The organism is Paenibacillus sp. PK1-4R, assembly GCF_030369595.1.
GTDB lineage: Bacteria > Bacillota > Bacilli > Paenibacillales > Paenibacillaceae > Paenibacillus.
In genome coordinates this window covers 2,262,778-2,287,048 of record NZ_CP126535.1, presented here as the reverse complement: position 1 = coordinate 2,287,048, position 24,271 = coordinate 2,262,778, and the positions used below count along the sequence as shown (strand labels likewise).

The 24,271-nt window shown below is 47.2% G+C and carries 24 protein-coding genes; 8 read left to right on the top strand and 16 right to left on the bottom strand.

The genetic code is table 11. The features are described from left to right. Positions 1 to 9 precede the first annotated feature (9 nt). Positions 10 to 1,182: an MFS transporter gene (locus QNO02_RS10020; protein ID WP_289391916.1), complete on the top strand. Its 1,173-nt coding sequence runs from the start codon at positions 10 to 12 to the stop codon at positions 1,180 to 1,182. Positions 1,183 to 1,337: 155 nt separating this feature from the next. Here QNO02_RS10020 and QNO02_RS10015 read toward each other — a convergent pair whose 3' ends face one another. Next, positions 1,338 to 1,535, bottom strand: a complete 198-nt coding sequence (locus tag QNO02_RS10015) for a cold shock domain-containing protein (protein WP_017689394.1) — start codon at positions 1,533 to 1,535, stop codon at positions 1,338 to 1,340. A gap of 162 nt (positions 1,536 to 1,697) precedes the next feature. Here QNO02_RS10015 and QNO02_RS10010 point away from each other — a divergent pair, with 162 nt between their 5' ends. The 5 genes from QNO02_RS10010 (at position 1,698) to QNO02_RS09990 (ending at position 5,791) form a co-directional block, all read left to right on the top strand. Beyond that, on the top strand, positions 1,698 to 1,931 hold the full coding sequence (locus QNO02_RS10010; RefSeq protein ID WP_017689395.1) for a hypothetical protein: 234 nt from the start codon (positions 1,698 to 1,700) through the stop codon (positions 1,929 to 1,931). 3 nt (positions 1,932 to 1,934) lie between these two features. After that, positions 1,935 to 2,120: a hypothetical protein gene (locus QNO02_RS10005; RefSeq protein WP_047842378.1), complete on the top strand. Its 186-nt coding sequence runs from the start codon at positions 1,935 to 1,937 to the stop codon at positions 2,118 to 2,120. Between the two features lie 213 nt (positions 2,121 to 2,333). Next, a complete protein-coding gene (gene pepF / locus QNO02_RS10000; RefSeq protein ID WP_036609671.1) occupies positions 2,334 to 4,124 on the top strand; it encodes an oligoendopeptidase F in 1,791 nt (596 codons plus the stop codon). A gap of 132 nt (positions 4,125 to 4,256) precedes the next feature. Beyond that, positions 4,257 to 4,637, top strand: coding sequence for a LapA family protein (locus tag QNO02_RS09995; RefSeq protein WP_133384233.1), 381 nt, complete (start codon positions 4,257 to 4,259; stop codon positions 4,635 to 4,637). A 113-nt stretch (positions 4,638 to 4,750) separates the two neighbouring features. Next, on the top strand, positions 4,751 to 5,791 hold the full coding sequence (locus QNO02_RS09990) for a M42 family metallopeptidase (protein WP_133384232.1): 1,041 nt from the start codon (positions 4,751 to 4,753) through the stop codon (positions 5,789 to 5,791). 120 nt (positions 5,792 to 5,911) lie between these two features. Here the strand turns inward: QNO02_RS09990 and QNO02_RS09985 are convergent, their stop codons facing one another. From QNO02_RS09985 to QNO02_RS09945, 9 genes are all read right to left on the bottom strand, one after another. Continuing rightward, on the bottom strand, positions 5,912 to 6,850 hold the full coding sequence (locus QNO02_RS09985) for a hypothetical protein (RefSeq protein ID WP_091032230.1): 939 nt from the start codon (positions 6,848 to 6,850) through the stop codon (positions 5,912 to 5,914). Positions 6,851 to 7,012: 162 nt separating this feature from the next. Then, a complete protein-coding gene (locus tag QNO02_RS09980) occupies positions 7,013 to 8,944 on the bottom strand; it encodes an ABC-F family ATP-binding cassette domain-containing protein (protein ID WP_289391915.1) in 1,932 nt (643 codons plus the stop codon). Positions 8,945 to 9,004: 60 nt separating this feature from the next. Continuing rightward, positions 9,005 to 9,583: a TetR/AcrR family transcriptional regulator gene (locus QNO02_RS09975; RefSeq protein WP_017689402.1), complete on the bottom strand. Its 579-nt coding sequence runs from the start codon at positions 9,581 to 9,583 to the stop codon at positions 9,005 to 9,007. 13 nt (positions 9,584 to 9,596) lie between these two features. Beyond that, positions 9,597 to 10,406, bottom strand: coding sequence for a DUF92 domain-containing protein (locus QNO02_RS09970; protein ID WP_249911823.1), 810 nt, complete (start codon positions 10,404 to 10,406; stop codon positions 9,597 to 9,599). A 228-nt stretch (positions 10,407 to 10,634) separates the two neighbouring features. Next, positions 10,635 to 11,408 (bottom strand): ABC transporter permease, encoded by a 774-nt coding sequence (locus QNO02_RS09965; RefSeq protein ID WP_074094444.1) that lies wholly within the window; start codon positions 11,406 to 11,408, stop codon positions 10,635 to 10,637. A 17-nt stretch (positions 11,409 to 11,425) separates the two neighbouring features. Continuing rightward, positions 11,426 to 12,202, bottom strand: a complete 777-nt coding sequence (locus tag QNO02_RS09960; protein WP_091032238.1) for an ABC transporter ATP-binding protein — start codon at positions 12,200 to 12,202, stop codon at positions 11,426 to 11,428. Positions 12,203 to 12,229: 27 nt separating this feature from the next. Next, positions 12,230 to 13,258: an ABC transporter substrate-binding protein gene (locus QNO02_RS09955; protein ID WP_256332293.1), complete on the bottom strand. Its 1,029-nt coding sequence runs from the start codon at positions 13,256 to 13,258 to the stop codon at positions 12,230 to 12,232. A 39-nt stretch (positions 13,259 to 13,297) separates the two neighbouring features. Then, entirely contained in the window at positions 13,298 to 14,746 is a 1,449-nt protein-coding gene (locus QNO02_RS09950) for an aryl-sulfate sulfotransferase (protein WP_289391914.1), read from the bottom strand. A gap of 59 nt (positions 14,747 to 14,805) precedes the next feature. Continuing rightward, entirely contained in the window at positions 14,806 to 15,363 is a 558-nt protein-coding gene (locus QNO02_RS09945; protein ID WP_133384229.1) for a MarR family winged helix-turn-helix transcriptional regulator, read from the bottom strand. Positions 15,364 to 15,750: 387 nt separating this feature from the next. On the opposite strand from QNO02_RS09945, the gene QNO02_RS09940 reads away from it, so the two are divergent. Then, a complete protein-coding gene (locus tag QNO02_RS09940; RefSeq protein WP_289391913.1) occupies positions 15,751 to 16,158 on the top strand; it encodes a hypothetical protein in 408 nt (135 codons plus the stop codon). Between the two features lie 122 nt (positions 16,159 to 16,280). Here the strand turns inward: QNO02_RS09940 and QNO02_RS09935 are convergent, their stop codons facing one another. The 6 genes from QNO02_RS09935 to hemE all read right to left on the bottom strand — a co-directional run bounded on the left by QNO02_RS09935 (position 16,281) and on the right by hemE (position 22,767). After that, complete coding sequence (locus QNO02_RS09935) at positions 16,281 to 16,913, bottom strand: fumarylacetoacetate hydrolase family protein (protein ID WP_289391912.1); 633 nt, start codon at positions 16,911 to 16,913, stop codon at positions 16,281 to 16,283. A gap of 47 nt (positions 16,914 to 16,960) precedes the next feature. Continuing rightward, positions 16,961 to 17,713 (bottom strand): glycerophosphodiester phosphodiesterase, encoded by a 753-nt coding sequence (locus QNO02_RS09930; RefSeq protein WP_289391911.1) that lies wholly within the window; start codon positions 17,711 to 17,713, stop codon positions 16,961 to 16,963. 24 nt (positions 17,714 to 17,737) lie between these two features. Further along, complete coding sequence (locus QNO02_RS09925) at positions 17,738 to 19,150, bottom strand: CapA family protein (RefSeq protein ID WP_289391910.1); 1,413 nt, start codon at positions 19,148 to 19,150, stop codon at positions 17,738 to 17,740. Positions 19,151 to 19,335: 185 nt separating this feature from the next. Further along, positions 19,336 to 20,760 (bottom strand): protoporphyrinogen oxidase, encoded by a 1,425-nt coding sequence (hemY, locus tag QNO02_RS09920; RefSeq protein ID WP_133384226.1) that lies wholly within the window; start codon positions 20,758 to 20,760, stop codon positions 19,336 to 19,338. Continuing rightward, positions 20,760 to 21,710, bottom strand: coding sequence for a ferrochelatase (hemH, locus tag QNO02_RS09915; RefSeq protein WP_289391909.1), 951 nt, complete (start codon positions 21,708 to 21,710; stop codon positions 20,760 to 20,762). The genes hemY and hemH overlap by 1 nt, the downstream gene beginning before the upstream one ends. Then, entirely contained in the window at positions 21,703 to 22,767 is a 1,065-nt protein-coding gene (gene hemE, locus QNO02_RS09910) for a uroporphyrinogen decarboxylase (protein ID WP_249911174.1), read from the bottom strand. Before hemE ends, hemH begins: the two co-directional genes overlap by 8 nt. A 204-nt stretch (positions 22,768 to 22,971) precedes the next feature. Between hemE and QNO02_RS09905 the strand changes: the two genes are divergently transcribed. Continuing rightward, positions 22,972 to 24,183, top strand: coding sequence for an MFS transporter (locus QNO02_RS09905; RefSeq protein ID WP_017689411.1), 1,212 nt, complete (start codon positions 22,972 to 22,974; stop codon positions 24,181 to 24,183). Positions 24,184 to 24,271 lie beyond the last annotated feature (88 nt).

The window sequence follows — 24,271 nt, the reverse complement described above, 5'->3', positions numbered from 1 at the left end:
TCTCTCATCATGAAATTAAGTCACAACGCCCGCCCGGACCAGAACTGGTTGCGGGCTCTCATGTTCACCATCTTTGGTTCCACCGTTCTGGTGGTATCCTACTTCCAGCTTTACTTCAGTCATCTGGGCTTCACTCGGGCTGAGATTGGATATCTTTACGGAATTGGCCCCCTCATCTCCGTGTTCTCCAATATGTTCTGGAGCATGGCCAGCGACCGCTACCAAACGGTACGCAAAGTGATGATCATTCTGCTTGGTGGCCAATTGATCACAGGGATCATGCTTGCCAACGCAACAACTTTCGGTCAGGTATTTGTACTCGTAACCCTGTTTTACTTTTTCTATTATCCGGTCTATCCACTCTCCGATACGATGGCTATTACAACGGCCAGCAAGTACGGCCGAAATTTCACTTCCATTCGAGTCTTCGGATCGATTGGTTATGCCTTCTTTGCATTAAGTATCGGGTATTTCCTTGGATCTTTTGGTCCAGCATGGACGATATGGGTCTGCGTTGGTCTTGCTGCCACTACACTATTGATCAGTTTTCAATTGAAGGATCAACCTTCGGGGAGTAGTAGCAAAATGGACCTATCGGGGTTATGGGCTATTTTGAAACGCAGAGATGTGCTCACCTTTTTTGGCTGTGTATTTTTGCTTGCCATGGGACATCGCATGAACGAAGCTTTTCTTACCATCACGCTAAAAGATCTGGGTGCCAGCGAGGGGCTGATCGGCTGGTCTTTGCTGATCTCTTCCGTAAGTGAAATCCCTATATTTCTACTGCTCAGCAAGTATGGAAACCGTTATAAAGAACTGCCGCTAATCGCTTTTGCTGCACTGATGTATACGGTTCGTTTGCTTCTCATGTCCATCTCCGATACACCTGCAGCTGTCGTTGCAATTCAGACGATGCACAGTGTTACCTTTGGTATTTTCTACGTTACGGCGGTCCGCTACATCATTCGCCTAGTTCCGGACGGCTACAGAGCTACAGGTATGGCTTTGTTCACCATTGTCTGGTCCAGTGCTTCGGGACTTCTTAGTGGAACGTTGGGCGGACTGCTGCTGGAACATGCAGGCAGACAAACCTTCTATCTCACCGCTATGGCTTTCTCCCTGGCTGCACTGATCGGTTTCGGATTGAAGTTATGGTCCAGCATGACCAATCGTGTATCCTGAACACACAGGGAACATACACCATATTCAACCGTTATTTACACTTAAAATTTTAGAATCAAAAAAAGCACAGCCTCCCTTGGGGGACTGTGCTTATGTTCTTAATATTCAGCTATAAATTTATCATAATATAAGAAGTCCGTTGACCGGAAAAATTCTTACAGTTTGTTTACGTTAGCTGCTTGAGGACCACGGTTTCCATCAGTGATTTCGAATTCTACCGCTTGACCTTCTTCCAATGTTTTGAAGCCATCTCCTTGGATTGCGGAGAAATGTACGAATACGTCCTCGCCGCCTTCAACTGAAATAAAGCCATAGCCTTTTTCTGCGTTAAACCATTTAACTGTACCTTTCAAATGAAAAACCTCCTAAAAATATCGCCATCTATGGCGAATACCCTTATTATACTGTATGGGCTTCCATTTTGCAATTTATCTTTCCATAAATGTCGAAAAAATTTGCTTTGAATCGTAGGGTACGGTATCATTTTACCAAAACCGTTAGTTTGGAGACTACCTATGATAAAAAAACATGAAATATACAAAACAGACAAGTGGAATATGATGACCGTAGAAGTTCAAGGCAAATATCTCGTACTGCGAGAAATTTCGGAAGAGTGGGGCGAAGAATGCCATACTTTCCTAAGCCGTCCTGCCTTAATGCACTGGGCTGAACGCCGTTTCCCAAAAGCAGATTTTGAGAACCGTGAGGATGAATGGCGTCAATTGATGGCTGCCTTCAAAGGGGTCTAACCCATGCAGCTTGACTCAAGCAATGTCGTCATCTTTATTATCCTTGCCTTCTCTCTTGGTATTGTGCTAATTCTGGGACGCAATTCCATCCCGGATCGACTGAGACGGGGAATGGCGCTTATTGCTACCCTGCTCATTTGTTTCGCCTTTTTCCTGATCGTTTATTTTCTGTATAACATGGGAACCTAATCACGGGGACCCAGATGCTCAAATATTTCAACGTGCCTAAGGTCATACTATACGAGATTATTCGTATTGTAAGGAGGAAGGCCGTTGAAATACCAGAAATCGCTATCTGTTATCCTGGTACTTAGTCTGATTCCTTCGTCTCTCTCCGCACAGGCAAGCGAGACGAAGGCAGCTTCGTCCATACATTCATTAGATCATCAAAGGAGGATTTCCATGAGTCAATTATTGAAACGTTCCGAGGTGCCAGCTGAGCATAGCTGGAAACTGGAAGATTTATTTGCCGATCAGAAAGCCTGGGATCAGGAATATGAAGAAGTATCGTCTTTGACCAAGAAGGCCTCCGAATTCCAAGGCAAATTGAATCAACCTGATGTACTCAAATCTTGCTTCGAGTTCGAAGATGAGATCAGCCTCAAAATAGAACGCCTCTTTGTGTACGCACGTATGCATCAAGATGAAGACACAGCGAATCCTACATATCAAAACCTGTCCCAAAAAGCCCAGAAATTAGGCGTACGGGTTGGTGAAGCACTTTCTTTTGTCACACCGGAGATTCTTTCCCTGCCGGATGATCAGTTGGACGCATTTATTGCGAACGAAAAACTCTCTGCTTACACGTTTACATTGGAAGAGATGAAACGCGAAAAAGCCCACGTTCTTAGCCAAGCTGAAGAGGCTTTGCTTGCACAGGTAGGCAACCTTTCACAAGCACCACAGACAATCTTTAGCATGCTGAATAACGCAGATCTCAAGTTTCCAAGAATCAAGGATGAACATGGTAACGAAGTTGAGCTGACACACGGCAGCTACATTCAGTTCCTGGAGAATCCTAATCGTGAAGTTCGCGAACGTGCCTTCAAAGCGGTATACGAAACCTATGCCAAACAGAAGAACACAATTGCCGCTGCCTTGAATGCAAATGTAACCAAAAATATGTTCTATGCTAATGTTCGGAAGTACCCTTCCGTGATGGAAATGTCCCTATATGGAGATAACATCCCAACGGATGTGTATACCAATCTGGTAGACACCATTCACGAGAGCCTTCCGTTATTGCATCGTTATATGGACCTGCGCAAAAAGTTGCTGGGTGTGGATCAATTGCACATGTACGATCTGTTCGCTCCACTCGTAGACGAATACAAAATGGATATTACCTATGAGGAAGCGAAACAAACGGTCAAAGACGGTCTGAAACCACTCGGCAAGGACTATGCAGACGCATTGCAGACTGGATATGATAACCGCTGGATCGATATATATGAGAATGAAAATAAACGTTCAGGCGCATATGCCTGGGGCGCTTACGGCACTCACCCGTATGTCTTGTTGAATCACAAAGATAACCTGAACAGTATGTTCACACTCGCACATGAAATGGGTCACGCTTTGCATTCACATTACTCGGATACAACACTTCCGTATCGTGATGCCCAGTACACCATCTTCCTGGCTGAGGTTGCATCCACAACCAACGAAGCGTTGCTGATGGATTATCTGCTTAACAAATCAACAGATCCAAAGGAAAAATTGTATCTGTTAACCTATTATGCCGACCAATTCCGTACAACGGTATTCCGTCAGACCATGTTTGCTGAATTCGAGAAAATCATTCATGAACGTGCGGAACAAGGTGACGCATTAACACCACAATTGTTATCCGAGATCTATTATGATCTGAACGTTAAATATCACGGAGAAGGCATGGCTGTCGACAAAGAAATTGAAATGGAATGGGCTCGTATTCCCCACTTCTATAACAGCTTCTACGTTTACAAATATGCTACTGGCTTCTCCGCAGCAACAAGCTTTTCCAAGCAAATCCTGGAAGAAGGCCAACCGGCTGTTGACCGATATCTTGGCTTCCTGAAGAGCGGTGGCAGTGATTATTCCATCAACATTCTGAAAAAAGCCGGTGTGGATATGTCTACACCACAGCCAATTCGTGAAGCTATGAGTGTGTTCAAGGAATTGATTGAACAGATGGAGCAACTAACCAAATAAGGTTGTCTTTCCATGTGACCTGCATCCCTTGCCCGTTTGGGCAGGGGATTTTATCATCATTGCAAGATGCAACATACCCGAATATGGGTAATGCATATCTAGTTCTCAATTGTTCAACAAGGAGGCAACACCATGAAAATGCAATGGGCACTCATAGCAGGTCTTGTTTTTGCACTGCTCACGGGAATCTTTGCGGTCATTAATGTGGATTCCGTACAAGTCAACCTGTTATTTAACACGGTACAAATCCCGCTGATCTTGCTCATTCTCGGCTGTACCCTGATCGGTGGAATTATTGTAGGGTCATATGGCATTTATCGCCAATACAGACTGCAACGTGAAAATAAACAACTGAAATTGCGTGTATCTGAATTGGAAAGTTCCGCGACAAGCAACTCTTCGCTCGATTCTTTCAAAACGATGGATTCGCTTGACTCAAATGAATCCAACAGCCTATTGGAGAAAGATTCGATCCAGAGTCAGCGCAAAGGAAACCCTACGGGAACACTGTAACCAATCAGAGACAGCCTGCTGGCGAGTCAGGAATGGTAGTATCACATTCTCTCCCCCAGACAGGCTGTATTTTGTTTCACACCATACCCACGATCCGAGGAGGAAATTACACAATGAGTTTTACAATTGATGAATCATACGTTCTGTCTTTCCTGAAAAAATTGCTGGATACCCCAAGCCCAAGTGGTTACACACATCATATTATCGAGATGATCCGGAAGGAAGCAGCAGCACTGGGCATCGCCTGTGAGCTGAATAACAAGGGCGGTGCGGTACTTACATTGCCCGGACAGGACTCTTCCAAGACAATCGCTTTAAGCGCCCACGTGGATACGCTAGGAGCCATGGTACGCTCGGTTACATCCTATGGCACATTGAAGCTTACCTCTGTCGGTGGATTTTCGATGCAAAGTATTGAAAACGAATATTGCAGCATCCATACTCGGGATGGAAAAACATACACAGGCACCATTCTCTCCCTTCATCCATCTGTCCACGTTTATCCGGATGCACGTACCTTTGAACGGTCCGAGAGCCATATGGAAGTTCGAATCGATGAGGTCGTCTCCTCCAAGGAAGATGTGTTGAAACTCGGGATCTCTGTAGGCGACTTTATCTCCTTCGATGCTCGCGCAGTCATCACGCCGAGTGGTTATATCAAGTCACGTCATCTGGACGACAAAGCCAGCGTGGCTGCTCTCTTCGGCATCCTTGAGTCTGCACATCGTGAAGGCTGGAAACCATTACATAACGTCTCTCTGCTTATCTCGAACTATGAAGAAGTTGGACATGGCGCATCCTATATCCCTGCGGAAATCAGTGAAATGATCGCTGTAGACATGGGAGCCATGGGTGATGACCTGAGTTGTAAAGAAACCGACGTTTCCATATGTGCCAAAGATTCTTCTGGCCCGTATGACTACGATATGACCAGTCGTCTCATTGAACTGGCCAAACAGGATGGAATGGATTACGTCGTCGACATTTATCCCCACTATGGCTCAGATGGCAGTGCAGCATTACGCGGAGGAAACAATATCCGTGCAGCACTGATCGGTCCTGGAGTTCACGCATCTCATTCCATGGAGCGTACACATAAGGATGCTGTCCTGAATACGGCACGATTGCTCGCAGCTTACATTACAACCAAGTAAAACAGAATCATTGATCGACGAAATTATCATGGATAACATCCACATGTTCTTCTAAGCAAACGGCCCCTTCCAAGCACAGCAATTCGGTGTGCTTGGAAGGGGCCTTTGTTGTCATATCTCTTAATCTGCCTGTTCGACATATGCATGATATTTACGCTCCAATATCTCTAACTCTGCCTTATGGTCACGCATTTCATTTCTCAATACATGCATGGTTTTCCGAACCGCGCTCAGTCCATCCTTCACCTGACGTTCGGCTTTGCGAATTTTGTCCTGAACCATCCAGTCCACAAAGAGGTTATCGAAGAAATAGTCTGCGAATGAAAGCAGACCTCCCAGATGTAGATCCGCGTGTACAGCCATCTCTACATCCTCCAGTTCCTTCTGAAAACGTCGTAGACGCTTACCTGCATCCATGATGGCGACCTGAGCGTCATCCATTCTTCCTCGCTTGATATGCGTGGAGATGACCCCACCGCCCATCATGTCATATACACCCCAATTACCTGCCGAAGACAAAGCCTTCTCGGCACGTTCAAGGGCATAGAGCAGATATTCTCCCTCCCGGAAAGCTTCATCCAGTTCCTGTAGCTCGCTCGCCAGATGTTCCCGATTCTCAGCCATCTGTTGCAATTCCGCATCCTGGTCCAGCAGACGACCTTCCTTCTTCCCCCACAGCGCGTTGTAATCGCTTTGCCAGTACTGATACTGCCGGCCGCCCTCCAACTCCTGCTCCACATGAATTCTTTGCTCCTGTACGTCTTGTAACATGCGACAAGCGGTGTCGTATGCAGCCTTGCTCTCCATCAGTTCCAGCTCTTCCTTCTCCAGACGTTCTGTCTTCTTGCCAATCAGTTGATAGAAAAATGCTGACAATGTCATACTGTTCAGTCGATCAACATCCTTCTGTTCCTTCTGAAGATGCTCCAGACGACGCTTTACCTTTGCTTCCCATTCACTTTCCTCCGTTTGAAGCTTCTCCAGACGCTTGGTCCATTTCTCGTAAATTCTCCCCTTTTCCTTGAGCACTGCCAACTGTTGATTAATTTCCTTATACATAAGTGTGGTGTTCTCTCCCTTCTATGGAATTCTTTACTTATACAACGTAATGAACATACAGAACGTTTCACATAAAAGCGCAAATTCGCAGACAAAACTTCGCCCTTTCCTCCAATGCGACATAAAGTCACTATGGAAAAAAGGGCGATGTTTAGTTATAAATCAAGACTTGCTCTGTTCAATCTGCTCTGCAAGTTCATTCAGAACGGTCCAGCGTTCCATCAATTCATCCAGATGACGCTCAGCCTCAACCTGCTCCGCCATCAACTCCTGCAGACGGGCAGAATCACTAAATGACTCTTCCATCTCTTTGTTAATCCGGACAAGATTAGCTTCAGCCTTCTCAATATTTTCATCGATCTGGTCGTATTCACGTTGCTCTTTGAAGCTGAATTTCAACTTCGGTTTAGCCGCTGACACAGCAGGAGTCGTTTTCTCCGATGACTGCTTCACCTTCGCTGTTCCTGTGTCACTCTCTTGAGTAGCTCCAGGCGCATTTTTCAGCATCCATTCCGCGTACTCACTGTAGTCGCCGACGTGTACACGTACAGCACCGTTGCCCTCAAAAGACAGCACTTTATCCACAGTACGATCAAGGAAATAGCGATCATGGGAGACCACAAAGACAACACCCGGGAAATCGTCCAGGTAGTCTTCCAGTACAGCGAGTGTCTGGATGTCCAGATCATTCGTCGGCTCATCCAGCAGCAATACATTCGGCGCAGCCATCAGCACACGCAGCAGATATAGACGACGCTTCTCTCCACCAGACAGGCGGGAGATTGGCGTCCACTGGGATGCCGGGGTAAACAGGAATCGCTCCAGCATCTGGGATGCTGTAATCAGAGAGCCATCGGCTGTTTTCACATTCTCAGCCACTTCCTTGATGTACTCAATAACACGAAGAGATTCATCCATCTCCTGATGTTCCTGTGTGAAATAGCCCAGATTGACCGTAGGACCAACGTCAACCACGCCTGCATCGGGTTCCAACTTGCCAGATATCATCTGTAACAACGTGGACTTACCACTACCATTCGGTCCGACAATCCCTACCCGATCTCCAGGTACAGCAATATAACTCAGATCTTCGATCAGTTTGCGACCACCGACGGATTTGGAAAGATGCTCGATCTCCAGAATCTTTTTCCCCAGACGCGTGGAGCCAACCGATACTTCCAATGAACCCGAGCGCTGGATCCCTTGTTGGTCTTTAAGTTGTTCGAAGCGATCAATTCTCGCTTTTTGTTTTGTTGTCCGTGCCTTGGCACCGCGACGAATCCATGCGAGCTCCGTTCGAAGCAAGTTCTTGCGTTTCTGTTCGGAAGAGGCTTCCCGTTCTTCACGTTCTGCCTTCAGTTCAAGAAAACGTGTATAGTTGGCTTCATAGCGGAACAAACGACCATGATCCAATTCCAGCATGACATTCGCCACACGATCCAGGAAATACCGATCATGCGTAATCATAAGCAGTGCGCCGCGGCGCTTCTGCAAGTACTGCTCGAGCCATACGACCGAATCATTATCAATATGGTTCGTCGGCTCATCCAGAATGAGCAGTTCGCAAGGATGAATCAGTGCAGCGGCAAGTGCTACCCTTTTGCGTTGTCCACCAGACAATGTGCCCATCAGTGCATCGAATTGACGAATACCCAGTTTGGACAAAATGCTCTTCGCTTCACTCTCCATCTGCCAGAGTTGAAGCTGCTCCATTTGCTGATTCAAACGTAATAACCGCTCTTGCAATGCTGGATCGGACGAATTCAGTTCCAATAATTCCATCGTTTCCGTATATTCACGCACGGTTTTCATTTCCATGCTGTCACCTTCGAATACTTGTTGCAGTACCGTATTATCCGGATTGAAGTCCGGATTTTGCGCCAGGAACTGAATACGTACATCATTACCGATCGAGATCTGTCCCGCGTCTGCAGGCTCCATACCGGATATCACACGCAAAAACGTGGATTTACCGGTTCCATTTACCCCAACGACACCAATCTTGTCCTGATCAGCCATACCAAATGAAGCATCCTTGAACAATATTTTTTCGCCATAACTTTTTGCAATTTGTTCTACCGTCATTATGTTCATTGCTCGTACCCACTTCTCTGTAAATTAAAATTCAATATTACGTACATCCGCGCACTTACTTTACACTTGTAAAAAAGAACGGCATCCGTCCAGAAACAATGCTGCTGCAAAAGCAATTCGTTTGTTCAGATGTTCCTCATTAAACTCCGGATTCAACATGATATCCATCTTCAGCCGGTCCAGAATTCCGATATAGGCTTCAGCGAGCAATACAGGCTCAGGTACACTTGCACTCTCCAGTACCTCACACACCATACTCATGTATTGATTCATGAATGCCTTCATGAATTTCATCAGATCCGGATCATTATTGGGTGCCATAAAAAAGAGCTTGGTATGATTGCGACGCTCATAATAATACGTAAGGTGGGTCTTGGCTATTGCTCCAAGTTTATCACCTGTGTTCTCATGCGAGTTCAAAGCATATTCAAGACGGCTGATAAAACTGTTACAATCCCGCTTGGATACTGCGATAAAAAGTTGTTCCTTGCTTTTGAAATATAAATAAATGGTGCCTTTTGCGATGCCGGCTTCGTCTGCAATATCAGACATTTTGGTCTCATAAAAACCTTTCGAGCCAAAAATACCATAGGCCGCATCCAAAATAGCCTCCGATTTGTCTCCCTGTACAGTGCTCAAAATGTACTCCCCCCTACAACGCCAAAATGTTACCTAAACCAATCGCCACACATCCGCCGATCACCGAGCTAAGCACGTTCACCAGGTCGTTACTCATCCATGCCCAGCCACGAGCCCGAACCGTCGGATGCCCGCAATGTTCATGTACCTCAACTTCACGGCCACACACGGTACAACGATACATCATCTGCACCGTTGCGCCAAGATAAGAATCAGCAAAAGCGCCTGCCAATCCACCTACAAGGCCCACAAAAGTCCAACTAAACAGAACAAGCCCTTCTATCCCGGCGATCCAGGAAAACAAGAATGCTCCCGCACCAATCAGAGCCCCGCCTAAGGCTGCAGCCCCGGTGCCAAGAAGTGAGACACCTCCTGAAGCACCTGGCGTAAGTACCTTCCACGTGAGCACAGAGCGCGGCGGCTTGCGACTAAGACTCCCAATTTCGGTTGCCCATGTATCGGATGTAACGGTAGCCATTACACCAATGAAAGCATACACCCATGCCGGATGCGGAAATATCCAGTATCCCAGACATAGGAACATGCCCATTCCACCATTAGCCATCACTTGCCCGGCATCCCGATTTCCTGACTTGGCATAGGATTTCTCCAGCTCCTGCTTCCGATCTTTACGGAACCTGGAGAGCAACGTTGAAGTAATGAAAAACAACAATAACGTGCCAAACCAGAACAGGTTCCCCGCTCCGTAATATATCGTTCCCATCATGATTGCTGCCAGGCAGCCAGACAGGGTTAGCGACTTTTTCGCATAGGCAGCACCTGCCACCATAGAAGCGCATACGGCGCCAATAATCCAATCCATAATGTCTCCTGCATGCAGCGTATGTACAGCCCGCATGACGTTTATTGTATTTTTGAAATTCAATTATACCACGGTTTGATCCCAATGCCGAAACTCCTTACGCCAGCACACAAAAAACCTGTTTTGGCCTCGTGTAGAAGTGCCAAAACAGGTTATCGATCAAACGTCAAAACAAGATAACTTCCCTTTTCAAGTAACGTCTGGAATTCAATGTTCCTATGTTCTAATTCAGACCCGCTTCGCTCCGCCAATTACCCCATATCGGTAGAGTACTCTGCGACCAAACCAGTTGAACAATCGATCCGTCAGGAATCCCATAAAACCCAGGGAAATCAGCCCGACAAAGATCCAATCTGTTCGGAAAAAGAGTCTGGAATTCCAGATCAAGTAACCGACTCCCTCATTCGAGGCAATCATCTCAGCACCGATTATGGCCATATAAGAAGTTCCCATCGCCAGTCGCACACCCGTGAAGATATACGGGGTTGTCGCCGGAACAATCACATGCAGCAGAATCTGCCGTTCATTGGCTCCCATACTGCGGGCCGACCGGATTTTATCTTCTTCAACGGAGAGTACACCTGTCAGTGTATTCAATACAACAATGAAGAAGGTTGCGTACATAATGAGCGCGATCTTGGATTGCTCACCAATTCCGAACCACACCAGAAATAAGGTAATAAAGGCGATCGGCGGGATAAAACGTATAAAGTTAAGGAACGGTTCGGCGAACAGCCGGATGAGATGAACTTTGCCAATAATCAGCCCTACCGGAATAGCAATGATGCTTCCGAGTACCCAGCCGGCCAGTACACGAGTGAAGCTGATTCCGATATACTCCATCAGCGTACCGTCAGCTATCAGTTCGCGTGCTCCCAGGATCGTGTGCCACGGACCAGGGATTACGTCAGGCCCATAGATAAGGGCACCAAGCTGCCAGATTAAGATGACCGTTACCCATAGAAGCGGGATAGACACCCATTTTTTCTCCAACCATTTCATCTTGTATATCACCTCAATCATTCTTCAAAGTGGCCTTGAATTCGGTCATACAAAGTGTTGAACTCAGACGAGGCGATGTTCCTCGGGTAAGGTAACGTGTTGTGGTAAATATCCGTGATATTCGAAGACGGACCTACAGACATAATGCCTATGCGCTCACCAAGCAATAACGCCTCCTGAATATCGTGTGTGACAAAGATAACGGTTTTATGGGTTTCTTTCCAGATATTCACCAGTTCCTTCTGCATGGTCCGTCTCGTCATCGCGTCCAGTGCACCGAATGGCTCATCCATCAACAAGATCGCCGAGTCATTCGCAAGTACGCGGGCCAATTGAACCCGCTGCTTCATGCCACCCGAGAGTTCTTTTGGAAATTTTCCCTCATGAGCACTCAGTCCAACAAGCTGGATGTATCGATCAGAGATCTCACGTCGTTGTGTCTTAGGCACCTTGGACATTCGAAGTCCGAATTCAACATTTTCCCTCACAGTTAGCCATGGAAAGAGAGAAGAATCCGCCTGCTGGAATACCATTGCCCGATCCCTGCCTGGTCTTTCGATCTCCTTGTTGTCTACCTTGAGCTGCCCACCCGACTTGGAAATAAAACCAGCGATCATGTTCAGCAGCGTTGACTTCCCGCACCCACTGGGACCAAGCAGGACAAAGAACTCCCCTCCCTTGATAACCAGATCAACATCCTTAATGATATAATGCACATCCCCATTGGTCGGGGCATGATACGTTTTCCGAAGCTGTTCAATATGAATGGTATGCTGAGTTGCAGGTAAGGACATAACGGACACCTCCCATTTCAATAAGAATTATTTACTGTATGTCACTTTTTTCGGCAACGCCTGCTGGAGAGAAGTCAGATTGAGTTTGGTGTCGAGATCAAAATCCTGTTCGATGATTCCGGTGTCCACCATATATTGCTTCTGACCTGCCAAACTATCATAAGCGGCCTGCGTAAATCCAACTTCCCATGGATTGATCGGAAGGTCTTTCAAGGTGGCATCTTTAGGCTGTTTGGTCTCTTGATACATCAGATCCGCCACTTCTTCAGGATGCGCTTGGGCATACGTGGATGCCTCATCAAGAGCCGCGAGGAAGTCACTGATCTTTTCGGGGTTTGCCTGGATGAAGTCATTACTCGATACCAGCCCCATACCAAGGCGTATAGGCGTCTGAGACATATCCGTCAGCTGATGTACTCCTTCGAGTGCATCGAATTTATCGGTTAACGCTGAACCTATAACCCAAGCGGCATCAAGGTCTCCCTGTTTCAGTGCGATGTAGGCTTCATCAAAAGCCCCCTGACCAATTTGCGTCACATCACTCAGCGCCACCCCCTGATCTTTCAAATATTCATCCCATAGATATGGAATAAATGTACCTCGAATGAAACTCACTTTCTTGCCCTTCAAATCCGCTCCACTCTGAATATCATCCCTTGCATACAGTTTCCAGGCGGCTGCCGCTTCATCCGTAGTCTGACCTGCAGAAGCGATGACTGAATATTCCCCTTTAGCCAAAGCATTTAATACAGGAAAGTCCGCCCCGTACGCAATATCTACCTGTTTGATAAATAGTGCATTTACACCTTCAGCCGGTGAGCCAAAGGTAATACTCTCTGCATCAATGCCCCTGTTTTCAAAAAAACCTTTGGCAATGGCTACCCTGAACGTTGGGTTCGTACTTGTATCTGCGATGCGAATTTTTACATTATCGGCATTCTTGCCGGTAGTGTCTTTGGCTCCAGATCCTGCTGCATTTGAGCTGCATCCGGATAATAGGAGTGCCGTGGCCAGAAATAATATCAATACGCCAGTTACTATGGATGGTTTTCTCAAAATATACACCCCATTCGATCTAGTCATGATTCTTGACGCTTAACCGCCTGACTTGCCTTCATCCGACGTTGCCACACAGGCTGCACCCTCCACAAATGGAAGAGTTGTCTCTACGCTCACGATGGATGCAGAACCTTTGGGTGCTGCTCCCGGCACTCTGTAGTTGGAGACATCAATAGCTTCGATCGCAACTTCCTGCGGCTTCTCCAACTGCGGAACCCACTGATAAGGAACTCGATACGAGCGATAGACCATATTGGTATTCCGCCGATCGGTGTAAGGAGAGACATACTCCCATACCAGCTCATGCTCCGCTGTGACTTCGAACAATCTGCCATTGGAACCCTCGGTTATCAGGGTGTTGCCGTTAGGTAAACGCTGGGCGGAACTGATGTATGGGCTATAAAATTTATAAGAATCCGTCGGAACCGAGAAACCTGCTTCTGCCGAGGTATACTGCCAGACAATCTCCAGGGTGACCGGGTTAATCTCCAGTACACGGGAGTGATCCCGAATCGCATGTTTCAATCCAAATGGAGAAGCCGGATTGGGGAGGCCATAACCTGCCCAGCCGCCATTGTCGAATACAAGCAAGTTGCCTTCTCCCGGTAGACCTTGGGGAATGATATGTGCATGATGCTGCCCGATAATTGTGCCGATGTGTTTCACTTCAGGTGAAGTATAGTCTGGCCCTAATCTCCACACGATCTTTCCACTCTGTCTGTCTGTGATGGCGATTATGTTGGCCTCTCTGGCATCCCAGATAATATTGTCGGGGTGGAACCGTTCGTCTCCTTCTTCATAGAAGCGGTTGGGTCCAACATAAGAAGCAGAATTAATATGTAACCAGTCACCAACACCACCACCCAGATGACCGAAAGAGCGTGTATTCGGGTCACGGAACAGAACATTTCGAGCAGCTTCATCAAAACCTAATTCTTCAAAGTGTTCGTTAGGCAGCCACTCCCAGAGTACCTTCCCCTCCCAATCCACTTCGATAATGGCATCATCAAGCAATGGCTTATCTGAAATTTGCGGGTTACTCACATTTTTGTGTGCCAGAATAAGTGTTTTGCCACTCTTCGTCTTTGGCGCAAGGCCAGGTGCATAATAACCTACCGGATTTCCCTCACGCTGATAATCATGATGCTGGCGGGCATACCATAATGGCTCATACCCCGGATCTTCGATGTGTTCGTAGCTATTGTATTTCCATACAATGTTGCCGTCCCAATCCACCTGAACCAGATCGACATTATCCTGAATACCGAACTTCGGATCTCTCCGGCCTGTGCTGCCCAGCACGTAGCCGCCAGGTAATATTTTAGCCGGAAAACCTAACAATCCTTTCCACAGGTGAACCTCCTTGCCATTCATATCGATCAACACTACGCCTTCCTCACCTGCCTGATAAACGGTATAACCGCCCCAAGCCTTATCCGGATTGTATAACGTCGCTCCAGTTGGATATATTGTTGAGTGTCCCATTGATCATCTCTCCCCTAGAATGTTTGTGGTATATCAAATGTCCTTACTGTAACCCAACCTCAATAACTGAGATAGTTACTCTTCCCGGTATTGTCCCGCTGCTTCTGCTCAAGGTTACTTGTGGAGGACCGATCATGTTCTTGTATCCCGTTGTTCTCCGCCAATTCCAGTACCGTGTCCGAAAATCCCTCCAGATTCGCTACTACCCGCTCGTAGAATTGACTTTGCTGCTCCAGTTCCTCACTCGTAAAACCCTCAAACAGAAGCGTGATACATCGGGCACCGATATTACTGTTTCTCGCATACATCTCCCGCCCGCTGGATGTGATGTCCAGTAAAACCGTCCGGCGGTCGTCTTCCTTTCGTCTGCGGATGGTGAGTCCCTTTTTCTCCAACTTATCGGTCAGAGCTGTAATGGCACCCGATGTGAAGTCCAATTGTTCCGCCAAATCCCCAAGCCTCTGTTCTCCCTCACGAATGATCTTGTGCAGGATAAGCATGCCTGGCAGGCTGATGCCTTCTACAGAGATGCGATCCCGCTCTTTGACAAATCGTCTGACCATTTTGCGAAATAACCAATCCGTCCGCTCCAACGCTTCCCAGTCTCTATCACTCATTCCATAACCTCCTTGATCGTCTGAAACCCCAACAGCATAGGAAAAAGGCCCCCGAGGACATTCCTTAGAGGAGTAGTCCCGGGAGCCTTTGGTGGTCCAATCAGCTCAATGCAGTTTTCAGTTCAAATTATTTCACTGTTCATTTAATGAGTATTAAAATAATTGAGATTATCATATAACCAACTAACCCAACCTGTCAAGTGTGAATTATATTAGTGATCTTTTCTTTTTGCAGCCATTCTCCGCTAGGTTGAAATTACTTATCCTGTTTTAAGTTTCACTTCAGGTTTCCCGTTTACACTATTCTCAGATCGAAACATCTACAAATACATCAACGACAAGTTACGATTCAGTTCGTACTCAACTACAGAAATGAGGATTATCCATATGAATATGAAAAGAGTCATTATTATAGGCACAATGATTGTCACCATGTCCTTCGCCGGAACAGCATGGGGCCAATCCGCCATCTCTCCCATACCTACTGCTAAATGGTCCATCGTTGACTTGGACACTCGTGAGGGAAGTAGCGACGAGCTGCTCAGCGCTCTGAATCAGCCTTCAGAAGCGGATCTGTATCATGAACTGTACAACGGCAAATCACTGAGGATGATTACGGAAGAAAACAACGGGAATTTGGATGAGGTCATTGCTATACAAGTAAGACAGCTCAGAGAGCAGTTGGATGAACGGCTCGCAAGTGGAAGTATCAGCTCGGAGCAACATGCTGCACAACAAGCTGAACTGGAAGAGTTGGTCACACAGAGCGCAAATACAGCATACAGCTTGGCGTAAATTAGTAGCGTATCCGTACGATGAAGATATAAACATATATCCACGATAACACAGCAAAAAGGAGCGTATGCACGCCCCTTTCTTGTACCCTATTCATCTCAAGCAGGTATGATGTGTAATCCTTATTGCGCTGCCCCAATCGTGCAGGCACCCAAGGATTCGCCGTCCCATGCCAGTTCGAGCACATCTCCTGCTTGTGTTGGTCCAACACCTTCGGGTGTTCCTGTAAAAATGACATCGCCCGGCCCCAAGCCGTAATGGTGACCTACATATTCCACAATATCCTGTAAACTGAAGATCATGTTACGAATGTTACCACGCTGGACTTCCTCACCATTTTTGGTCAATGTAAAGTCTTTCTCCAGTAATGCTGCCGCACCCGGGAATGCCTGAAATGCAGTAACCGGAGCGGAATTTCTGAACCCTTTGGCCGCTGTCCACGGGTGGCCCTTTTTCTTAATCACGGTCTGTACGTCACGTAATGTAAAATCAATACCAAACGCATACGCATCCACCAGCTCATCTACCGCCATACCTGGCTCATAACTCCGGCCGATTTGCACGACCAGTTCAGCTTCATAGTGAACTTCACCCTTGGTAGCAGGCAATTCAAGCGTTTCACCATTCAGGGACACGACTGCATGAGAAGGTTTCATAAAGATCATTGGCTCATCCGGAACCGCGTTACCCAATTCTTCCGCATGAAGTTTATAATTGCGTCCTACACAGTATACATTGCGAATGTTAGTCAACATGGGTATATAACCACCTTTATTGGATTCATTAGTGTGTATGGTGTAAATTAGGGTCTGAAAAATCGGCTGCTCGTCTCCTGAAATGCCAGCTCCCATACGTCAGGACTGTTCGTACATAACATGAGTTCTGGATCAACTGCCGCCAGTTTCTTCATAATGGTCTTGTCATCCACTGTCCAAGCCATCACCCGAATGCCTGCACTCCTCATCTCGTTCATTAAGGATTTGTCCACATTGGTGTATCCAATCGAGAGGAATGTACAATTCATCTGCCGCAGGGCGGTTAACAGATCACCTGGTCGTGCATCGATAATCAGCCCCGTCTGGATCTCCGGTGCAAGTTTCTTCACTTCGATCAGAGCGGCTGGTTCAAATGAGGTGATCACAACATCATTTTGCATATGTCTTTTTCTCACTTCATGTATAACAGCCGCAGGCAGACCCGGGTACATGTCTCCCTGCGTTTTCAGTTCAATGTTCAAACGTACTCTGCCGCACGAGCGATCTAACAATTCACTTAGCGCCGGAATCCGTTCGCCTTTGTAAGACTTATTTTTCCACGATCCGGCATCCAGTCGTTGCAGATCTGCCCAATCGGTTTCCCGAACCAGGCCCTTGCCATTTGTCGTGCGATCCACTGTAAAATCATGAATGACCACCGGTACACCATCACGCGACAACTGCACATCCAGCTCCATCCACTGAACTTCAGGCCGTTCCATGGCCATCAGGAATGCAGCCATCGTATTCTCTGGTGCAATAGAAGAAAATCCACGGTGCGCTACACAAAGGTTGTTCATTCGATTCCCTCCTCAAAAAGGTTTTTAATTAGGTGAAGCGACTCCATTCCCATCATATCGAATACCCGGGGAGAGCTTTGCCATCTGTTCCAACAGCAGTTTGTTCGCCTCATCGATCATCGGAATGGCCTGACCTAGCCCGGCCTCATAAGGGATAACTTTCATGCTGCAAGCTGCATCTTGACTACAACGAGCCTGAAATACCGCCGTTTTCCATGTCTCTTCGGTTGTTGATCTGGAGAAAATGAAATTTCCCGTACTGTATGCAATCCACTTCCCCTTATAGTACTCCAACCCTTGCAACACATGAGGATGACCACCTATGACCAGATCAGCGCCAGCATCTACAAACTCATGAGCCAATCGGGTCTGGTCACTATTCGGGGTACTTACACGTTCCTCTCCCCAATGTGCAACCACGATCACCAGATCAGCCTTCTTACGGGCCTCCTGGATCGCTTTGACTGCTCCTGTGGAATCATAGGCTTCAGCCACGCCAGCCCGATTGCCTTCCGCCTTCCAACTCGTTTCCGGTACCACTCGGGAGAATCCAAGCAATGCAATCTTCATACCTTTGCGTTCCAGATATGCTGGTGCATAGGCCTCATCCCTGTTCATCCCTGCCCCGGTGTGAGCTATGCCATATTCCTTGAGATAAGTTAACGTATCCACCAAACCCTCTACGCCCTGATCCAGAATATGATTGTTAGCCAAATTGACAGCATCAAACCCCGCAGAGGCCATCGCCGCCAATGCTTTGGGCGAAGATTTGTATACATAGGTTTTGTCGACTGCACCAGTACCACCCAGGGTTATCGGTGTCTCCAAGTTGCCGATGGTAAGATCATCATCCTTGAATAATCTGCCGAGTTTGGCAAAGGGATAATCATAACCGTTCTTATCCAACAGCTCAGCAACTTTGCCCGAGAATTGAATATCACCCACAAAGTTAATCGTGACATCCTTCGCTGAATTGGAAGGTTTCGATGTCCCTGATTCCTGATCCACACCTGCATTTCCCTTGGTGCCGGACGGTGTAGAATCTGCCGCAGGTTTTTTCGTTCCGGATTCTGCTTTCCCACTATTGGTATTGCCTGAAGTGTCAGGTGTCGCTACTCCAGATGTCTTATCTGCATCCGCTGTTGTCTCTTCATCCGAAGCTTCGGGTTCTTCTTCCGAAGTCTCATCAGATTCCGAGTCTGGAGAACTTACTTGATCCCCGCCTTTGGCATCGTCTCCAATGGAAGGCTTATCCTGATCGACGATTTCTTGTTTCACTGGCTGGTCTGCCTGTTGCTGACGTGTATTAATAACATAAAAAATGCCCACCAGACCAATTGCCATGATCAATACAATATTAACTGTCCAGATGATTGTATTGCGCGTGCGTTTGCCTTTTTTCTTCTTTACACTTCGCTCTGATCTTGGGGGATACATAAGCAACTCCTCTTCTTCTTCACAGCCATACATACCATTATATCAGGCATATTCTGGATTTCCATCATTCCTTGGAACTGTATCGATTGAAAGGGTATTAACTCGGTTAGCTTCCAGATCTTCATATAAAAAAAGCCATCTCTCCAGTAGATAATTCTACGTTTGAGACAGCTCTCTTGCTGTACTTAATCTGCTGCAAGCTCTTGTGTAGCCTGGACAGACATTTCCTTCGCTTGTCTGATGCAATCAGGCAAACCTACACCCTCATAACCTGCACCCGCAATGTACACACCCGGTAATTTGCTGCCAAGCTCCTCACGGAGGGCGGCAATATGTTGGAGGTGTCCCACCGGATACTGTGGCATGGACTTACGAAGCCTTGTAATCTCGGAGAAGATTGGCACTGCTTCAATACCCATCGTCTCTCTCAGATCCTTGAGAACCAGATTCGTCAGCGCTTCATCCGGAAGCTCCACATTCTGTTCGTCACCGGAGCGACCAACATAACAGCGGAGCAGTACTTTATCATCCGGGCTGGTATGCAGCCATTTCGTCGATGTCCACGTGCAAGCCGTAATATTCCGCCCCTCTTTCCGCGGAACGAGGAAACCCGACCCGTCGAATACATGCTCCACCTCTTTTTTCTCAAAAGCGAGCACGACATTGGCTACAGACACATAGTTAATCGCATCCAGTGCCGCTGTGTCCACGTGAGGCTTCAACAGCTCCGACGCGACATAGGTCGGCACAGTAATCACTACATCATCGGCTTCAAGCATTTCGCCATTACCAAGTTCAACACTGTATCTGGTCTGCGCTCCATCAAGGCGTTGCAGCGACTTCACCGCAGTGTTCAGACGTTGATCCACATCCTGCAACTCATGGACGAGTGCATGAACAAGGCTCTGAAGTCCCTGGCGAAAGTTCAAAAAAGCGCTCCGTTTTGTTCCGGTATGCGTCTCAGCCGGTTTGCGACCCGTCATCATACCCCGGATCAAGCTGCCGTAATCGCGCTCTACTTCTCCGAACTGCGGGAAGGTAGCCTGGAGGCTCAATCGCCGCATATCACCTGCATAGATTCCTGCGAGCAGTGGTTCCGTCAAGTTCTCCAGCACTTCTGCTCCAAGACGGCGTTCAATCATATAACCGAGCGATTCATCCTCTGTTGTACGACGCGGCGGGATGACAAAATCCATCAACGCCCGCAGTTTGCCTGCCGGAGAGACCAGACCACTTCTCAAGAATGGTCTTAGTTCTGTAGGAATACCAAGAACAAGTCCTGCTGGCATAGGATGAAGTTTGCCACGCTGCATGATATACGTTTTCTTCGACTCCGGATTCTGACTGACCAGCTCATGATCAATCTCCAATTCTTTAGCAAGGTCAATCATTGCTGTTTTGCGAGCCAGGAAAGAATCGGGCCCTTTTTCAATCACAAATCCATCCCGGTGCAGTGTCTCAATCATGCCTCCCATGGACGAGCTTTTCTCGACCAAAGTAATCACGGGTTCAACTCCTGCTTCCCGGTAATGCTTGCGGATATAAAATGCCGCGCTGAGGCCGGTAAGGCCACCGCCGACAACAACAACACGGCGTTTCTTATCACCCATTACTCATCCGACCCTTGCTGCCATTGGCTTATAATAACGTCGCTTAACGTCTCCATGTATAGAGGATCGCTATTGAGAGAATCAATACGCATCAGGCGCATGTCGATCTCTTTGGCAATCGATTTGGCCTCAATATCGAGATCATAGAGCACTTCGAGATGATCCGAGACAAACCCGATTGGTGCCACTAGCACATCCTCTACCTGTTCACGCGAAAGCTCCTGTAACGTATCCAGAATATCCGGTCCAAGCCAAGGCTCAGCTGTTCGTCCGGCACTCTGCCACGTAAATTGCCAATTGGTTATGCCTACACGTGAGGCAATCACTTCCGAAGTCTCCAGCAATTGTTGCGGGTATGGATCACCCATCTCCACAATACGTGCCGGCAGACTGTGCGCACTAAACAACACCTTCACATCTCCGCGTTTTGCTCCAGCTTCTTCGAACGCATCCAACTTGGCACTGACACGTGTGGACAACGCCTGAATTAACTTCGGATGCAGATGATAACTCTCAATAAAGGACATATGAACGCCCAACTCTTCTGCTTTTTCACGCGCACGTTTGATATAACTGCCTACACTCATCGTGGAAAAATGAGGAGCCAGTACAATACCAATCGCTGTCTGAATTCCATCCTTCGCCATCTGCTCCACGCCATCCTCAATAAACGGATAGGCATGCTTCAGTCCTTGATAACAACGGAATTCCACATCCGTGCTACGCTCATCACGGTTTAATGTCTCTTGAAGGGCCTTGACCTGATTGTCTGTGTTCTCCCGAAGGGGGAAAACACCGCCAACAATGGCTTCATAACGATCCGTCAGTTCTTTCAATTGCTCCGGTTCAGGCGGACGTCCTCTGCGGATATGTGTGTAATACGCTTCAACACTCTCCATATTTTCGGGTGTGCCATACGACATCACCAGTACACCTACAGTATTAGTCATTAGTTACCGTCACCCCAGTCTTCATTGCTTCGGCAGAATATTCATGAATATACGCCGTTAGTTCTCTGAGCTTCTCTAGCGATGCTTCAGGAAACAATCCGTGTCCCAGGTTGAAAATATAACCCGGCTCCTTGATTCCTTCGTCAATAATCACTTTGGCTTGCTCTTTAATCAGTTCCATCGGGGCAGTCAGCACATATGGGTCCAGGTTACCCTGTACTGCAAACTTGCCACCAAGACGTTGACGCCCTTCTGAAATGGATACTCTCCAGTCCAATCCAATTACATCGACTTGCAGATTATGCAGTGCTGGCAACAACTCACCCGATGCAACACCAGGGAAATAAATCTTCGGTACATTCAAATCCGATAATTCGGTAAAGATACGGGTAATCGTAGGCAACACATATGTTCTGAAGTCTTTGGGAGAAAGTGCTCCAACCCAGCTGTCAAACAACTGGAATGCCTTACCGCCATTCGCAATATGCGCACGGACATATGTAATAACCATATCACCAAGCTTCTGCATCAGCTTATGCCACACCTCAGGCTCGCTGTACATCATCGTTTTGGTGCGGATATAACCTTTCGAAGGTCGGCCTTCAATCAGATAACTCGCAATCGTGAATGGTGCGCCCGCAAACGTAATAAGAGGCACATCAAGCTCCTTATCCAGAATTCGAATGGTTTCCAGAATATGTGACAGATCTCCTTCTACGTCGATGGGACGGAGCCGATCCACATCTGCAGCAGACCGAATAGGATTATCGATAACTGGACCAATATTTTTTACAATGTCAAAATCAATGCCCAATGAGGCAACCGGATTCATAATATCGGAATACAAAATAGCCGCATCTACACCAAGTTTGCGTACCGGCATAAGTGTAACTTCAGCCGCCAGCTCGGGTTGTTTGCAGATTTCTAACAAGGAGTATTTTTCTTTGATTTTGCGATATTCAGGATCGTAACGTCCAGCTTGACGCATGTACCACACCGGGACACGGTCTACCTGTTGTTTGAAACTTGCCCGAATCAGTCGATCATTATAGCTCATGTAAGAAGCCTCCAATAGTTTTTGGACTCATAATTACCATTATGCCCTTTTTAAACAGCCGTAACAACCACATGCAGATGCGTTCTACGTGACAATACTATGACATTCCTTACACCCATCCCTCATATGCCAATTATGTTATAATGAAAGAATGGTGTTTTTTTGAGAATTACAGAAATATCTTTGAAAGGAAGTGAAAGCACTTTGAAAACGTGGAAAGTAAACCTCATTGTGCTTTGGTTCGGACAATTTTTGGTCAATTCGGGCATGACCATGATTACCCCATTTTTGTCTCTTTATCTCGCAAGAGATCTGGGCGTTGTTGGCGAACATGAAATTGGCATATGGGCGGGATTTATTTTTGCAGCCAATTTCCTCACCTCATTTTTGTTCCAACCGCTCTGGGGCAAGTTATCGGACAAGTATGGCCGAAAAGTTATGCTGCTGCGTTCGGGATTCGGGATGGCCATCGTAATTGCCCTTATGGGTCTGGCACAGAATCCTTGGCAGCTTCTCTTATTGCGTTTGCTTAACGGTACCATCTCCGGTTTCAATCCTGCAGCTGTTGCGCTGATATCGGGTACCACACCGAAAGACCGCATGGGTTTTGCCATGGGAATCAGTCAGTCCGGGCAGGTTGCCGGCACAATCCTGGGTCCACTCATTGGTGGTTTGTTAGCGGATGCGGTAGGCTTCCGCCCCATTTTCTATATTACAGGTGGACTGATCTTTGTCGCTTCCATGCTCGCCATGTTCCTGGTGAGGGAGAAGTTCGACCGTCAAGAAGCAGCCAAACTGCCGGCACAATCCGTATTGTCCGGTCTGAAGGAATTGAATAAGTCACCTCAACTGCCCGCACTGTTTGCTGTGACGTTTCTGTTGCAGTTTGCGATGATTAGCCCCATGTCACTCTTGCCGTTGTATGTGCAAAAATTGCATGGTTCGGATGTAAATGTGGCCTTCTGGGCAGGACTTGTCGGTGCAGTTACGGGACTATCCAATATGGCGATGTCTCCGATTCTCGGGAAGCTGAGTGACCGGATTGGTCCTCACAAGGTGCTGACGTTCTCCCTCATAGGTACAGGACTCATGCTAATTCCGCAGGCATTTGTTCAGACCGTATGGCAACTCATTCTTGTTCGTTTCATGATGGGTGTGTTCATGGGTGGACTGCTTCCGAGCGTTAATGCCCTGATCCGTTCCTATACATCCGATAGCATGATCAGCCGTGCATTCAGCTTTAATACGAGTACTCTGGCGCTGGGCAACATGCTTGGAGCGATCATTGGAGGATTTATGGCAGGATTCATCGGAATCGAAGGTCTGTTTATCGTATCTGGCGGACTGCTGCTGCTTAATATGGTTTGGGTCCGATTCAAATTGTATAACAAACCTGCTTCTATTCGGGAATCCTGATTCCCTATCCATTTCTTAATTAGTACATCTTAACTTTTTCATTTGAAAAAGCCGCTTCCAGCGCCTAATTGGCCTGAGAGCGGCTTTT

What these genes read in the sequence shown, in the direction of transcription:
- QNO02_RS10020 (WP_289391916.1), top strand. Translation starts at nt 10, where the DNA reads ATGAAATTAAGTCACAACGCCCGCCCGGACCAGAACTGGTTGCGGGCT.
- QNO02_RS10010 (WP_017689395.1), top strand. Translation starts at nt 1,698, where the DNA reads ATGATAAAAAAACATGAAATATACAAAACAGACAAGTGGAATATGATG.
- QNO02_RS10005 (WP_047842378.1), top strand. Translation starts at nt 1,935, where the DNA reads ATGCAGCTTGACTCAAGCAATGTCGTCATCTTTATTATCCTTGCCTTC.
- pepF (WP_036609671.1), top strand. Translation starts at nt 2,334, where the DNA reads ATGAGTCAATTATTGAAACGTTCCGAGGTGCCAGCTGAGCATAGCTGG.
- QNO02_RS09995 (WP_133384233.1), top strand. Translation starts at nt 4,257, where the DNA reads ATGAAAATGCAATGGGCACTCATAGCAGGTCTTGTTTTTGCACTGCTC.
- QNO02_RS09990 (WP_133384232.1), top strand. Translation starts at nt 4,751, where the DNA reads ATGAGTTTTACAATTGATGAATCATACGTTCTGTCTTTCCTGAAAAAA.
- QNO02_RS09985 (WP_091032230.1), bottom strand. Translation starts at nt 6,850, where the DNA reads ATGTATAAGGAAATTAATCAACAGTTGGCAGTGCTCAAGGAAAAGGGG.
- QNO02_RS09980 (WP_289391915.1), bottom strand. Translation starts at nt 8,944, where the DNA reads ATGAACATAATGACGGTAGAACAAATTGCAAAAAGTTATGGCGAAAAA.
- QNO02_RS09970 (WP_249911823.1), bottom strand. Translation starts at nt 10,406, where the DNA reads ATGGATTGGATTATTGGCGCCGTATGCGCTTCTATGGTGGCAGGTGCT.
- QNO02_RS09965 (WP_074094444.1), bottom strand. Translation starts at nt 11,408, where the DNA reads ATGAAATGGTTGGAGAAAAAATGGGTGTCTATCCCGCTTCTATGGGTA.
- QNO02_RS09960 (WP_091032238.1), bottom strand. Translation starts at nt 12,202, where the DNA reads ATGTCCTTACCTGCAACTCAGCATACCATTCATATTGAACAGCTTCGG.
- QNO02_RS09950 (WP_289391914.1), bottom strand. Translation starts at nt 14,746, where the DNA reads ATGGGACACTCAACAATATATCCAACTGGAGCGACGTTATACAATCCG.
- QNO02_RS09945 (WP_133384229.1), bottom strand. Translation starts at nt 15,363, where the DNA reads ATGAGTGATAGAGACTGGGAAGCGTTGGAGCGGACGGATTGGTTATTT.
- QNO02_RS09940 (WP_289391913.1), top strand. Translation starts at nt 15,751, where the DNA reads ATGAATATGAAAAGAGTCATTATTATAGGCACAATGATTGTCACCATG.
- QNO02_RS09935 (WP_289391912.1), bottom strand. Translation starts at nt 16,913, where the DNA reads ATGTTGACTAACATTCGCAATGTATACTGTGTAGGACGCAATTATAAA.
- QNO02_RS09930 (WP_289391911.1), bottom strand. Translation starts at nt 17,713, where the DNA reads ATGAACAACCTTTGTGTAGCGCACCGTGGATTTTCTTCTATTGCACCA.
- QNO02_RS09925 (WP_289391910.1), bottom strand. Translation starts at nt 19,150, where the DNA reads ATGTATCCCCCAAGATCAGAGCGAAGTGTAAAGAAGAAAAAAGGCAAA.
- hemY (WP_133384226.1), bottom strand. Translation starts at nt 20,760, where the DNA reads ATGGGTGATAAGAAACGCCGTGTTGTTGTTGTCGGCGGTGGCCTTACC.
- hemH (WP_289391909.1), bottom strand. Translation starts at nt 21,710, where the DNA reads ATGACTAATACTGTAGGTGTACTGGTGATGTCGTATGGCACACCCGAA.
- hemE (WP_249911174.1), bottom strand. Translation starts at nt 22,767, where the DNA reads ATGAGCTATAATGATCGACTGATTCGGGCAAGTTTCAAACAACAGGTA.